Source organism: Lentzea sp. NPDC005914, from assembly GCF_040629405.1.
Classification (GTDB): Bacteria; Actinomycetota; Actinomycetes; order Mycobacteriales; family Pseudonocardiaceae; genus Lentzea.
In genome coordinates, this window is the sequence record NZ_JBEXVQ010000072.1 from 1 (window position 1) to 12,473 (window position 12,473).

The 12,473-nt window shown below is 65.5% G+C and carries 15 protein-coding genes and 1 tRNA gene; 8 read left to right on the forward strand and 8 right to left on the reverse strand.

What is annotated here, in order from left to right:
• Positions 1 to 889: 889 nt before the first annotated feature.
• A tRNA-Leu gene (locus tag ABZ345_RS46620) sits at positions 890 to 975 on the forward strand.
• Here ABZ345_RS46620 and ABZ345_RS46625 read toward each other — a convergent pair.
• From ABZ345_RS46625 to ABZ345_RS46655, 7 genes are read right to left on the reverse strand one after another with little or no spacing between them, the layout of a single operon-like run.
• Positions 954 to 2,702, reverse strand: coding sequence for a recombinase family protein (locus ABZ345_RS46625; protein ID WP_359862092.1), 1,749 nt, complete (start codon positions 2,700 to 2,702; stop codon positions 954 to 956). The genes ABZ345_RS46620 and ABZ345_RS46625 overlap by 22 nt on opposite strands.
• Positions 2,692 to 2,856 carry a hypothetical protein gene (locus ABZ345_RS46630; RefSeq protein WP_359862094.1) on the reverse strand — a complete coding sequence of 55 codons (165 nt, stop codon included), beginning with the start codon at positions 2,854 to 2,856 and terminating at the stop codon, positions 2,692 to 2,694. The genes ABZ345_RS46625 and ABZ345_RS46630 overlap by 11 nt, the downstream gene beginning before the upstream one ends.
• A complete protein-coding gene (locus tag ABZ345_RS46635) occupies positions 2,853 to 4,931 on the reverse strand; it encodes a cell division protein FtsK (RefSeq protein WP_359862096.1) in 2,079 nt (692 codons plus the stop codon). The genes ABZ345_RS46630 and ABZ345_RS46635 overlap by 4 nt, the downstream gene beginning before the upstream one ends.
• The gene (locus ABZ345_RS46640) at positions 4,928 to 5,521 is read right to left on the reverse strand and encodes a hypothetical protein (protein ID WP_359862097.1); all 594 of its coding nucleotides are present in this window, start codon (positions 5,519 to 5,521) and stop codon (positions 4,928 to 4,930) included. The genes ABZ345_RS46635 and ABZ345_RS46640 overlap by 4 nt, the downstream gene beginning before the upstream one ends.
• Positions 5,518 to 5,850, reverse strand: coding sequence for a hypothetical protein (locus ABZ345_RS46645; RefSeq protein ID WP_359862099.1), 333 nt, complete (start codon positions 5,848 to 5,850; stop codon positions 5,518 to 5,520). Before ABZ345_RS46645 ends, ABZ345_RS46640 begins: the two co-directional genes overlap by 4 nt.
• On the reverse strand, positions 5,847 to 6,185 hold the full coding sequence (locus ABZ345_RS46650) for a WhiB family transcriptional regulator (RefSeq protein WP_359862101.1): 339 nt from the start codon (positions 6,183 to 6,185) through the stop codon (positions 5,847 to 5,849). The genes ABZ345_RS46645 and ABZ345_RS46650 overlap by 4 nt, the downstream gene beginning before the upstream one ends.
• Positions 6,178 to 6,354 (reverse strand): helix-turn-helix domain-containing protein, encoded by a 177-nt coding sequence (locus ABZ345_RS46655; protein WP_359862103.1) that lies wholly within the window; start codon positions 6,352 to 6,354, stop codon positions 6,178 to 6,180. The genes ABZ345_RS46650 and ABZ345_RS46655 overlap by 8 nt, the downstream gene beginning before the upstream one ends.
• A gap of 179 nt (positions 6,355 to 6,533) precedes the next feature.
• On the opposite strand from ABZ345_RS46655, the gene ABZ345_RS46660 reads away from it, so the two are divergent.
• From ABZ345_RS46660 to ABZ345_RS46670, 3 genes are all read left to right on the forward strand, one after another.
• A complete protein-coding gene (locus tag ABZ345_RS46660; protein WP_253325605.1) occupies positions 6,534 to 6,917 on the forward strand; it encodes a helix-turn-helix domain-containing protein in 384 nt (127 codons plus the stop codon).
• 128 nt (positions 6,918 to 7,045) lie between these two features.
• Positions 7,046 to 8,611, forward strand: a complete 1,566-nt coding sequence (locus ABZ345_RS46665) for a transcriptional regulator (RefSeq protein WP_359862105.1) — start codon at positions 7,046 to 7,048, stop codon at positions 8,609 to 8,611.
• Positions 8,608 to 8,958 (forward strand): signal peptidase I, encoded by a 351-nt coding sequence (locus tag ABZ345_RS46670; RefSeq protein WP_359862107.1) that lies wholly within the window; start codon positions 8,608 to 8,610, stop codon positions 8,956 to 8,958. Before ABZ345_RS46665 ends, ABZ345_RS46670 begins: the two co-directional genes overlap by 4 nt.
• Here ABZ345_RS46670 and ABZ345_RS46675 read toward each other — a convergent pair.
• On the reverse strand, positions 8,947 to 10,497 hold the full coding sequence (locus tag ABZ345_RS46675) for a transcriptional regulator (protein WP_359862109.1): 1,551 nt from the start codon (positions 10,495 to 10,497) through the stop codon (positions 8,947 to 8,949). The genes ABZ345_RS46670 and ABZ345_RS46675 overlap by 12 nt on opposite strands.
• Before the next feature lie 205 nt (positions 10,498 to 10,702).
• Here ABZ345_RS46675 and ABZ345_RS46680 point away from each other — a divergent pair, with 205 nt between their 5' ends.
• The 4 genes from ABZ345_RS46680 to ABZ345_RS46695 all read left to right on the forward strand — a co-directional run bounded on the left by ABZ345_RS46680 (position 10,703) and on the right by ABZ345_RS46695 (position 12,413).
• Positions 10,703 to 10,888 carry a hypothetical protein gene (locus ABZ345_RS46680; RefSeq protein WP_359862111.1) on the forward strand — a complete coding sequence of 62 codons (186 nt, stop codon included), beginning with the start codon at positions 10,703 to 10,705 and terminating at the stop codon, positions 10,886 to 10,888.
• The gene (locus ABZ345_RS46685) at positions 10,885 to 11,013 is read left to right on the forward strand and encodes a hypothetical protein (protein ID WP_359862113.1); all 129 of its coding nucleotides are present in this window, start codon (positions 10,885 to 10,887) and stop codon (positions 11,011 to 11,013) included. Before ABZ345_RS46680 ends, ABZ345_RS46685 begins: the two co-directional genes overlap by 4 nt.
• A gap of 109 nt (positions 11,014 to 11,122) precedes the next feature.
• Positions 11,123 to 12,001: a helix-turn-helix transcriptional regulator gene (locus tag ABZ345_RS46690; RefSeq protein ID WP_359862115.1), complete on the forward strand. Its 879-nt coding sequence runs from the start codon at positions 11,123 to 11,125 to the stop codon at positions 11,999 to 12,001.
• 112 nt (positions 12,002 to 12,113) lie between these two features.
• On the forward strand, positions 12,114 to 12,413 hold the full coding sequence (locus tag ABZ345_RS46695; protein WP_359862117.1) for a helix-turn-helix domain-containing protein: 300 nt from the start codon (positions 12,114 to 12,116) through the stop codon (positions 12,411 to 12,413).
• Positions 12,414 to 12,473: the final 60 nt, after the last annotated feature.

Sequence of the window (12,473 nt, forward strand, 5' to 3'; positions counted from 1 at the left end):
CGCGATGACATCCACGAAGCCTTCCTCAGCCTGGCCTGCGCGATCATCTGCTGGCGCCGACTCCGCAACCTCTCATTGAGTTAGGAGTTCTAAGCGTCGAGTGAAACGAAGACCTCTCAGCCCCCTCAACCCACTCGCAATTCCACCCACCATCCCCCAGCTGATGCCGGCCAAACCACTCCGCAAGCCCCCGAACGTCCGCCCCAAGCCACGCCCCGTTGGCCAACGTCCACGAGTTGATGCAGACATCAACCTCACCACCCCAGTAGGGCAACCCTTCGTACTCCCACCGACAGTTCTCCCCAAGCAACTCAACCGTCCGCCCCAGCACCGCCGCCTCAACCCCCCACTCCCGCAACGAGTTGAGCGACCAAGTGGTAGCCGTCCACGGCTGCCCACCCCCCTCCCCACCAAACCCAAGGGGAAAGAACGCCCCACCCGCCCACATCCCGTCCACCCCTTGCAACGCAAGCAGCCGAGCCCCAAACCCTTCCTCAGCCACCCGCCCCCGCGTGGCCTCCCAAACCTCCCGCGGCGCCCCCAAAAGATCCTTCTGCACCTGCCACCGCAACGCCGGATCCGAGTCGAGCAACCACCCCGTCAGCTCACCCATCCAGCGACCCTAACCCGCCCAAACCACCGCCCCAGCAGCCCAACCCCCACACCCCTCCGACGCGCGCCGCACGCCCACAAAGTGGCCCCGCCTAACCACTCAAGCCGAAGCACCCACGATCACCGCCCCAACACCACAGACGACGTGATCCTCCGCCTCGCCGCCCACCACACCTGACCAGCCCAAACCCCAAGCCGACACCCCGATTTTGGCCCACAGCGACGATCATGTAATCTATGCACACACCACGGCGCGAGCCGAGGCAGAACTAAATACGTCCGGGTGGCGGAATGGCAGACGCGCTAGCTTGAGGTGCTAGTCCCCGAAAGGGGGTGGGGGTTCAAGTCCCCCCTCGGACACCAGCATTATTCACCCCCACGGGGTTGATGGAGACATCAGCTTCGTGGGGGTTTTGCTTGTACCGAACTTGCAGGTCAATCTCGTCGTACAACTCTTCGAGCCTCGTAGGCGCGTGACCTCGCAACGCCGCGTCTATGTTGCTTATCGAGTCGATCGCCGCGTAGATCTCGGCAACGTCCCGCTCCACCGGCAATGGGACGTTTTCCAGCGCAGCTCGTGACGCGACTCGCTCGGCTTGAGCCTCGTTGATCGCCTCGACCAACGCCGCAGGGTCAACGCCGGCCTTGATCGCATCCTGAAACCTGATCAACTTCGCTTCCGCCTCAGCGAGCCGCCTCTTTGCCGAGTCACGCCCGACCTCGATCACCGGCTCTTGCGAATCCATCAGCGCCGCGACCGTCCGATCACGGTTCTTCCGGTCGAAGACGTGCCCGATCCAGCCGTTCACCGCGTCCTGAAGAACGTCCTCCCGCAAGTAGACCGCACCAGGATGCGACGCGAGCGCGGGAGATCCCGGAGCCAACGTGCGTGCCGGACACCGGTAATACATCGCCTTCTTGCGCGGGCTGCCCTCCATCTTTCGTCCACAAATGTCGCACCGAATGCGGCCTCGGAACAGGTAGCGGTGCTTCACCGCTCGTCCAGCTCGCTCGGTCTTCCGAGCCGTCCGCAAACCGCCCTTCGACTTGCGCAGGACCTGAACGCCCGTGAAGTCCTCGATCTCCACGATCTTCGGATGCGCTGGCTTCCTCGACCGGACAACTCGGTCCGGGCTGGCCTTCCGAAATCGCACCACGTGACCGGCCGCCACGTCGTCGGGATCGAGCAGCGTCTCGTACTTGGTTGACCGTCCGAAGAATGCGTAACCGGTGTAGCGAGGGTTCTCCAGAATCGCTCGCACGGTGCCGCCCTGCCAGCCGTCGCCGGGCCGGTGTCGGTTCTGGTCAGGCCTCCGCGCGGACGGACACGGAATGTGGTCCTGGTTGAGCCCGTTGGCAATCGCCCGGTCACCGCGACCACTCAGATACTCGCCAAAGATCCGCTGCACGACCCATGCAGAGTCGTCATCAATCGCGAGCACCCGCAACCGGTAGCCCTCCGCCGCCTTGCGCGGATTCGGGTGCGGTCCGCCGTCCACCGTGACGTACCCGTACGGCGCTCGCCCGCCCTGGTGCCGTCCTTCGTTGAGCACCTGCGTGTCCATAGCGGCCCGAACACGCGCCTGCACGTGCTGGCGCTCCGACTCGCTCATGCCACCGAGCACGCTCATTAGCATCTTGTGCGATGGGTTCCGCGGATCGTACTTCCCACCCAACTCAGGCACCCACAGGTCGACCCCATACGCCTCGAACCGCGGAGCGACCAACGAGAACTGGTTGCCGAACCAGCACCGAGTCCCCTCCCCCACCACGACAGCGTTCCAACCACGGTGAGGGTTCTTCAGTGCTGCCAACAACCGCGATGCTTCGTCCCTCCGCTCCCACGGCACCGACCGCGACTTGCCGATGTCGAAGAACTCTTCAACGATGTGTCCGCCCAGCGGCCCAACGAACTTGTCCGCGTTGCCGAACTGCCAGCCACGCGACGTCTCGGGGTCCTGGTTGTCCTCGGTCGAGCACCGGCCGTAACCCGCTACGGGACCGATGCCGTTGTCGAGGACTTCGCTGACCTCGATGCCCCACAGGTCGTCGAGCATCGCCCACGGGTCTCGGCTGATTTCAACAGTCATCGCACCTCCCTTCCGGAAGCCCGTTCAGGGCCTCCGCCTCGCTCAGCTCGAACAGGATATCTAGCAGTATGCGGCTTACCCTCCTGGTGAGGACAGGTAGTTCCGCCGGAAGGTTGACCTTCAGCTCTCCAAGATTCTGGTCGTCACCGGTCATAGCTGGTCCACGCTCGGTAGCGCCGACGAGCCGATTTCAACAATCGCAGCTCGAATGTCCGCCGTCAGGTAGCCCCGGACCCGCCGCGTGCCTTCCTCTTCCTGGACGTACTGCCTCGTGGGCCGGCATCCGAGGTCGCCCATGTCCTTCCCGAACGTCGTGGGCTCGACCTCCAGCGCCTCGACCAGCTCGGCCGTGGGCACGAACTCGCGCTCGTCCAGCTCGTCACCGAGGTAGTCCACAACCGCGGACAAAGGCTCTGGCAGCTCGATCTCGTCGCGACTCGGTCCGCCGAGCTCCTCCGCGACCTCCGCGCGATGGAGCAACGGCGCGTCCTGCCCGGCAGCCTGTCCAGTCAGAGTGCCTTCGACTTCCCGGAGCGCTCGGCCTCGTTCGCAAATCGCCCGCCAGTCCTCGTTGGGCATGTAGAACGTCCGCACGGTCAGCGCGAGCACATCAGCCCCGGCTTGCGTCTCTCCGTCTGGCCGCAGGATGCCTACGCCCTTGTGCGACGGGAGCAACCTGCTGCTGTCGTACCCGCGGGTGTTCATCTGCTCCCCGAGCACGATGTTGCTGTCCCGCCAGTCCATGACCCGCAACGCGAACCGCGACCCGAGCACCGCCCGCAACTTCGACGGAATCGTGTTGCTGTCCGGGCGTTGCGTAGCGAGCACCAGGACCAGCCCCGCAGCCGGCGCCTTCTTCGCCAGCCACGTCAGCAACTCGCCGATCTGCTCTCCTGCTGTGAGCTTCTTCCCTTGCACCACAACGGGAGTGCGATCCTCCAGTGCAATGTGGACCTCATCGACAACCAACGCGGTGATCGGCATGTCCAGCGACGGATCACGCGACATAGCCGGCGTCACCTTCGACTCGGGACACGTCACGTCGTCCAGATCCTGCATCCGCCGATAGCGCCGTTGGACGTCCGCGACCAACTCAACGAGCCAGTCCAGGAACTCCAGCACGTGCTCGCTGTCGTCACCGGCCATGAACCTATGGGCAACCTGCTCCGCGGCTTGCCAGTCCTTCCCGTTCTTGAAGTCGGCGACGTACAGCCGCGCGTACGGATCTAGAATCAGCCCGGCCGCAGCCAGCCGCTCAGCCATCGTCTTGCCCTGCCGCGGAATCGCGCCGATGAGCACGGACGTCCACACGAGCGGCAAGTCGATCCGTCGCCCGCGAGCATCAGTGCCAAAGGGCACCGGCCGCCACGCGTCCCACCGTTCGACCGCGAGCAACGGCGTTCCGATCGGCGGTGACGCGTACGGGTCCTCATCGGCCACCCACATCGCCACCCGACCGGCATGTCCGGCGTTGCCGCGAACTCGCTCCACACTGAGTTGGATCTCGTCCACTGCGAGCGCCGATGCTAGGTCCTCCCGGTGCTTCACGACGTCAGCAGCCTTGCGTGTGGCCGGAAGATCCACCGTGATCGCCCACCCGGCGCCCTGCCGAGATGCACGCTCGACCAGCCGCAGTGACTCGTCCTTGCCGATGAGCTTCGCGTCCCGGAACGCGTCGACCAGGACCTGAGAGTCCATCGTCCAAGTGAGCGTTCGCGGCCCGGCGAGTACTGACTTCCGTCCTGGTGATCCGTCCTTCGCCCGCCCCACGATTGCCAGCGCCGCCGCACCAACGGTTCCAACGCTCCACAGCACGAGGTCTCCGTAGAGCAGCCACGCCACCGTCATCGCCGCGCCGCCAGCGAGCAGCACGGTCCCGGTGACCTTCCACCGGAACAGCGTCAGAGCACGGATCTCAACGAACTTGTCCGCCAACTTCTCCGACTGCTCGGCAGCGTCGCGGTAGTCCCGCGCCCGAACCCAGTTCCGCCAGCCGCGCGCCGCGAGCACCAGGCCTCGACCGACAGCGCTCGCGCACCGAAGCGGAGCCCGAACCACCCAAGCAAGCGCGTCCTTCGCGGCAAGCTTCAACGCCTCCCGAGACTTCAGCGCCGGAGGCACCACCCGCGAGTAGCGCCAGGTGGTCTCAATCCGCCGGACGAGCGCCGCACGCTCGTCAATCAACTCCCCTTCCAACACCTGCTCGGCAGGAACCAGTTCGCCGTTCACGATCGGTCCCCGTTCAACGCCGCAGCCAGCTTCGAAGACAGCCCGCGCGAGCACCCGGTGACCTCACGAACCCAAGCCGGCGAAACCTTGGCGCTCGACTTACGAGCCTTCCGAGCCACCGCCAGGTACTCCGCGAACGACGTCCGCGGACCGGGTGCCACGGCCTCCACCGTGGCACCCGCAGCAGTCCCAAGCTTGTCCCGCAGCTCCGTCACCGCTTCGGCAGCGACGAACACAACGAGCGGCGGCACCGAGTGCAACACCACCAGCGCCGCAGATCCGGCCACGAACGCACTCCAGGTGTTCATGACGTACGTGGCCCCGAGCGTGAACCATTTCGCAGCTCGCACCCATCCACCGAGCCGCACCCCGTGCCGAGCCGTCACCTGCTCGGCACGGAGGATCGCCAGCAGCACCAGCGACACCATCGGGTCCAACAGCCACGCCGCGAACCAAGCGAGCGACCACACGGCCGCGCCAGCCGCAGCGAACTGCTGAACGTTCGTCATCGTGAACGCGAGCCCGAGCAGAATCCCGGTCCAGCACAACCGGTCCACCTGCACAGCAACCCGCTCGATCGGCTCGCTCACTTCCGATCACCACCACGGCCGCGAGGCTCGTACGTAGTCACCGTGAGTGCCTTCGTCAGCGTGTAGGACGCGAGCAACGCCGGCACTCCGAGCACCGCGAACAACAGCCAGCCGTTCACGCCGTGCGTGACGACCACCCACTGAACGATGACGATCAGCACGGCGTTCACAACAACGCGCCCGCCAAGCGACATCAGCCGAACGCTCGTCCGAGCCGCGCTGGCCGCAGCCTTCGCCCGGCGAGAACCAGCCCGCCAGACCAACACCAGAACCAAGAGCACACCGACCGCGGCCAGCACCTGAGTGGGCGTGACGCTGATGGCGTTCATGAACACGGCCCCCTCTCGGCCCGTTCACCGCGTTCGAGCCAGTGCTGGTGCACCTCGCGCCGCTCGTCTTCCGGCAGCGCCCCCCACACCCCGACCGTGTCAGCGCCAGCGGTGCGCAACTCCAGTTCCAAGCACTCGTCTCGCACAGGACACCCGGCACACTGCCGTTCGGCCAGCTCGTGATCGGCCAGTTCCTCGCCCGCCCACGGTGGTTCGCCCGTGAACGTCCACATACACAGCCCGTCGCTCTGCACGACGTCGGTCAACTCATCGGTCGGCACCCATCGCAGGTGGTCCAGCGACCAGGCGATTCCGACCAGCCGCAGATCAGTCACGGAGCACCCCCGGCTCCGAGAGCACTCGCCGCAGCGAGCTGTCGGAGACGACGAGTCGTCCGTACTGACGCTCAGCAGTCAGGAGCCCGAGCCGGATCGCCCGAAACACGAGTCCCTGGCTGATACCGAGCACCCAGGCGGTCTCGCGGATGGTGTGAACAGAAGACACAGAAGTACGCATAGGAATAGGCCCTTCGAAGAGTGAGCTGACGATTTCAGCTCTAATTGAATGATTTCAGCGCATCCGAAGGCGCGTTTGATCGCACGCGGTGCGGAATGCGCCGTGTCACGTCACCAAAGAACGAAAAGCGGCTAATCTCAGCGCTGAGGCGGAGCGCGGAGGAATACGTGTCGGAGGATTGGGCGGCAGTCGCCAGAGCGATCAACGAGCGCGTGAACGAGCTCGGCTGGCGTCAACGTGAGCTCGCGGAGCGTTCGAACGTCTCGCAAGCCATCGTGCGCGAGATCCAGCACCACACCGTGGAGCGCCGGCGGGGCCCGCGAACGCTGGAATCCTTGTCTACAGCCATGGGCTGGCACCCGCTGCACCTCGACGCCGTCCTTCACGGCCGCCGCCCGCCAGAGCGAGACGAGCCGATCACGGACCCCGGCGACTCGCTTTGGTCGCGTTTGGACAGTGTCGAACAGCGTCTGATCGACATCACCGAACGCCTCGACGACCTGAAGTCCGATCTCGCGTCCGTGGCGAAGCAAGTTCGCGAGAACCGGTAGCGCGGTGCGTTTCTGCTGGTTGAGCGGCTTGATTTCCATGCACCAATTCCAGCGCGCAACGCCGTGCAAACCCATGCATGAGCGATGCATGTTCAATGCAAGTTCAGCGCTCCGGGGGTAGCGCAAACATGAGCGTGGACTGGACCGGCGAAACGGCAAGTGCCCTGCAACACGCAATGCGACTCACCCACGAAGCGTTCGCCGAGCGCCTAGGTATCGGCGTCCGCACAGTCGCCTCCTGGCACCAGAAGCCGGACACGAAGCCCCGCACGGACATCAAGAGCATCCTCGACACCGCGCTGGAGCAGGCCCCCGACGACGTCAAAGCCCGCTTCGCCAAGCTGATCAGCGGCGGCCCGCTCGACCTCCCAACGGGCGCAGCTGAAGACGCCGAACTACGGCTCACCGCGGACGCAACGATCGTCGCCGCCCTGAACTGGCTCGACGCTCACACCGGCTGGGACCCCGGCACAGCGCGCCGTGAGGTAGCAGCTCGACTCGCAGCGCTCGACATCCGAGACCTGCAAGACCGCGGTGTACGGCGGGGCAGGCTGAACCAGCGCGACACCGTCCGCGCGCTGGCGGACTTCTACGGCACCACAACCACTGGCCACGGCCGCTACACCGCCACGTTCGGCGCAGACACAACCGCGTCGACGACGGTGCTGACCCACCCGGACTGGCTCGACCTCGAATGCCCGCTGTTCCCCAAGCACGACAAGCTAAAGCTCTCCGGGGTAACCCCATCTGACAACGTCACCATCGGCCAGGCGAACGCAGACCGCGCCACACAACGGCTCGCCGAATCGCTGGCCCTGGGACACCGCATCGTGAACATGCCGCTGTTCCGGCTGCTCGACGTGGACATGCAGAAGCACCAGATCGCCGGCGCTGTGGGCATCAGCGACTTCGTTGGCTACGTCGTGACGATGGACTTGCTCGAAGGCGAGCTGATCGATGCGCTCACCGCAGGCAAGCCCGCGGACGCCAGTTCGCTCCCCATCCGCAACGCCTACATGCCGACCCTCTCGGCCGTGCTGAACGTCGGCGAGCGCCTTTGCGCAGGCGGCGCCCTCGCTCTGACCGCCATCGCCCGCCCAGCCGACGCGTTCCGCGGAGAACCGGACTTCGTGCTGCTGGTCCAGGAGCGCTCAGGTCACGTCATCAATGCCGCCCGCCGCCTGGCCGTGATCCCCAAGGGCTTCCACCAGCCACTCACCGACGTCCGCGCCGACACGCAGGTAGGCGCCACCCTCCGCCGCGAGATGGAAGAAGAGCTGTTCGACCGCGTCGACGTCGACAACACGCTGACTGAGCAGCGCCACGCGGACCCAATGCACCCGAGCCGGCTGTCCGAGCCGATGCGGTGGCTCCTGGCCGAACCCGGCCGCCTCCGCATGGAGTGCACAGGCTTCGGCCTCAACCTCGTGAGCGGCAACTTCGAGTTCGCCAGCCTGATCGTCATCGAGGACGAGGAGTTCTGGAACCGCTTCGGCGGCGACGTCCAGGCGAACTGGGAAACGTCCCGCCTGCATCAGTACTCCAGCCACGACAGGGAGCTGCTGGACGAACTCGTCAACGATGTAACTTGGAGCAACGAAGGGCTGTTCGCCCTTCTGCAGGGCCTGCGCCGCCTCCGCGAGATCGGCGGCGACCGCGTAGACCTGCCAGAGATCGAATGGGAGATCAGGTGACCGTCAACTGGCAAGCCGGAAACGCCGCGGACGACAGCACGGAGACCCGCGGCTGGCTAGTCGGACACTTCATCGACCCGTCGATCGGCGTCCGCTCCCAGAAGGACGTCGAAGTGAAGTGGGGAACCCACCCCGCCGGCGACAAGCGTCCGGAGTGGACCGCAGACGACCAGCGCACGACGCTAGTTCTTTTGGTAGAAGGCAACTTCCGCGTTGACACCACCGGCGGTAGCAAGACCATGAGCCGCCAGGGCGACTACATCATGTGGGGCCCTGGCGTCGACCACTCGTGGGAAGCACTCGCGGACTCCGTCGTCATGACCGTCCGCTGGCCGTCACAAACCTGATAGCTCGAAGTTCGGAAGGCTCACCCGGGAGCCGCCGACCTCACGCAGCCGCCGGAGCCCTTGGAGCAACGCGAACAACCCCTCGTTGCTCCAAGCCTCCTGTTGCACCAAGTCCGTGATGAGTTCGCCGTCCAGGCTTGAGTACAACGTCAGCCCGGCCGCCTCCCAGTTCGCCTCAAGCTGTCCACCGAACAGCGGCCAGAACTCTTCGTCCTCGATCACGACGAGGGTCGCGAACTCGTAGTTGCCGCTGACGAGGTTCAGCCCGAACCCGGTGCACTCCATCCGCAACCGGCCTGGCCCGTCCTCCAGCCACCGCATCGGCGCCGACCAGCGACCGGGGTGCATCGGAGCCGCCGCCCGCGTTGTCACTTCGCTGGTGTCCACGTCGCTTCGCCCGAACAACTCCTCTTCCAGCTCGCGCCGGAGCGTGGCGCCGATGCGTACGTCAGCACGGTGATCAGTAAGCGGCTGGTGAAAGCCCTTCGGGATGACCGCCAGCTTTCCAGCGGCGTTCACCACCTGGTCCGACCGCGTCTGCACGATCAAGGCGTAATCCGCGGCACCGCGGAACGGGTCTCCTGGCCTTGCAATCGCCACAAGCGACAGAACGCCGCCCGCACTGACGCGCCCGGCCACGTTGAGCACCGCGTCTAGATCCGGCAAGTACTTGTCCCGCAAAGGATTCAGCGCGCCAGTGCCGCTCGTCGCCGTATCTGCCAGCTCCGCTTCGAGCAGGTCCATCGTCAGTGCGTACTCGACAAACCACCCCACATCGACAGCTCCACCGATGCCCTGCCTGGTGACGTCGATCTCCGCCAGCCGATACAACGGCAGGTTCGCGAACCGCACACCGAGCTCCGCAGCCGCTACAAGCCGCTCGACGGCTGCCTGCGCGCATCCGTCGTCCATCGCGAGTGCGGCCGCGGTTCGTTGAACGAGCGCCAGCCGGTCGTGGTCCGCGTCGAGCGACAACCTCAGGTCAATCCATTCGGGCTTGGTGAACACGCTGGTCCGGACGTCCAGGCCTGAACCGCAGACGCCGAACGTGCCATGGGTTCCGTAGTACCGCCCGACCGCATCGACGACCTGACGTCGACCAGCCCGGCCGCGCCGCGCGCGCTCGTTCTGGACATCCCCGATGTCAGTGGTCCTCAGCCCGGCGCCGACCTTGGCGAGCGTCGTACCTGGCCGCCAGCCAGCCGAGCTGTCAAGCCACTCGAATGCTCCCGCCAGGCCAGGTTCGATGGGAACGCCAGCCGCGACCCTCGCAGCGCTGCGTTCCACCGGCGGGGACAGCAACTCGTCAACCGGCGAGCCGAGCATGCTCTCCAGCAGCCGGGCAGTACTCGCCTTCACCTGGCCGAGAGTCTCGCTGGCTGACCGTCGACCAGCGACCAGCCGCTGAAGGTGCCGGAGTCCGAGCGTGCCGGGCTCCCGATGCTCGCGCGCGTACAGCTCGGCTTCCTGGACAAACTCCTCCAGCGTCAGCCGGCGTTCCCATATCCGCTGCTCAAGCACGGTGCGAAACGTCCGCATCGCCCCTCCTCGCTCCCCAGGTCGCAGCAGGTCGTCCCATGTCACCCGCGGGCCGTACCGCTGATCGAGCGCTGATGAAATCTTGATTTCAGTCTGACATGCCTGCTCGGCAGCCGTCAGACCGTCCGGTGACGTGAGGACTCCGCGTCCGCCTCAGACACGTCACCGGACACCTCAAGCACATGGCGACCAGGAAGGAGCCGCGATGACCACTCTCGCGGCAAGCGCGCAGCTCTGCGTCTGCGGGCTTTCGACCGTCCTCGTGCTGATCATCAGCGTCGTCATCGCCGTCACGTACGGCGAGTTGCTCGCTCGTTCCGCCGTTAAGCGCGCGCTCCCACGCGAGGGCAGCCACCGCGCTCCGGCCGTTCCGCGCGGGCACGAGCCATGATCGCGATCACGGTCATCCTCGGCTTCATCGCCGCAGGAACATGGACCTGGATCATCGGCGACCACTTCGACTGGTGGCAGCGAGCAGCCGCGCATCGCCGATACCAGCACCACAACAGCCGCTGAGCTGGGGCGCGAGAAGTCGCGCCGCCCAGAAGCCTGTGCGGGCGCGTGAAGAACTACAGCAGGCACTCGAAGGCGTTCGAGTTCTTCGAGCTGACGCAAGGAACTAGTGATGCCAAAGAGGATGTCGACCGCGCGTGGCCGGGAGTTCGGCGCTGGTGTTCGAGCAGCCATCGCAGGTGCAGGTCTGACCTCACGCGCGCTCGCCGAGATCGTGGACTGGGATGAAGCGAAGCTCTCGAATGTCGTGAACGGCAAGGGCGGGGCCAGCCAGCTCGAAGTTGCCGCACTGCTGGGCATCTGCCGACTTGGTGCCGCCGAACGTGCTCATGTGCTGTCGCTGTACCCGGAGAGTGAAATCAAGGGCTGGTGGCAGCAGCACGGCACGTGTGCGCCTATCCAGCTTCGTACGCTCGTCGAAAACCTAGCCGTGGCCGAGTCGCTGACGAGCTGGCACACGCACATGGTGCCGCTGTTCCTTCAGACGGTCGACTACATGCGTGAGGTACTGCTCGCATCCTCCACGGTCCCGGCAGCCGAACTGCAAGCTCGACTGAAGGCGCAGCTTGCGATGCAGGAGTTGCTTCGCGGCGGCAAGAAGTGCACCTTCTTCATCCACGAGTTGGCGCTGCTCCTGCGCGTCGGTGGTGCTGAGGTGCACGCCGGGCAGTTGCTGCACCTCCTGCTCATGGCGAAGTGGGCGAACACCACGATCCGGATCGTGCCCGCCGCACTTGGCGCGCACGCTGGCCTTGCCGGGCCGTTCACTCAGCTGACCTTTGCGAAGTACGAACCGCTGGTGTGGGTGGATACCGAGAACTCCAGCCTGCTCGCTGAGTCGACGGATGCGACCACGGGCTACGAGAAGGTCATTCGCGCGCTTCACGTGCAGAGCTTGGATGAGGCCGACTCCAAGAAGTTGATCGTCCGCCTATACGACGCCTCATGTCCGGCTGAAGACGAAGCGGCAACACGTAGAACTGTCCGTTGAGCACACAAAGCCGCCAGCCTCCGGACTCCACCTCACACAACCGGGTCGGCAAGGGCGCTGACGCGGTGCACCGCACCGCGTCAATTCCGCCCACGTAACGAGCGAGCCGAGCATGCCAAAAGACTTTAAATCCAACCTTCAGAACCGTGCGGTCGGGCGAGCGCTTGCGTTGTGGCGCAAGGAAAGCGCCTTGACCTTGGCAGAGGCAGGCGAACGTGTTGGCTGGTCGCCGGCCAAGACGTCGATGATGCAGAACGCGCTGGTCCCGATCGTTGACGCTGACGTTGTCGCGCTCGCCCTGGTGTACAAGGTCAGCGGCGAGCAGCGGACGCCCGTCGTACTGGGCGCACAGCGCGCACGCGACCCTCTGAGGTTCGTGGGGTTGCCCCGTTTTGACGGACAGGGTCGATGAGGTGTTGTCACGCTACCTGATCGACTGGTTGGTATCGGGTGGCTTCGTAGGCGGTGGGGC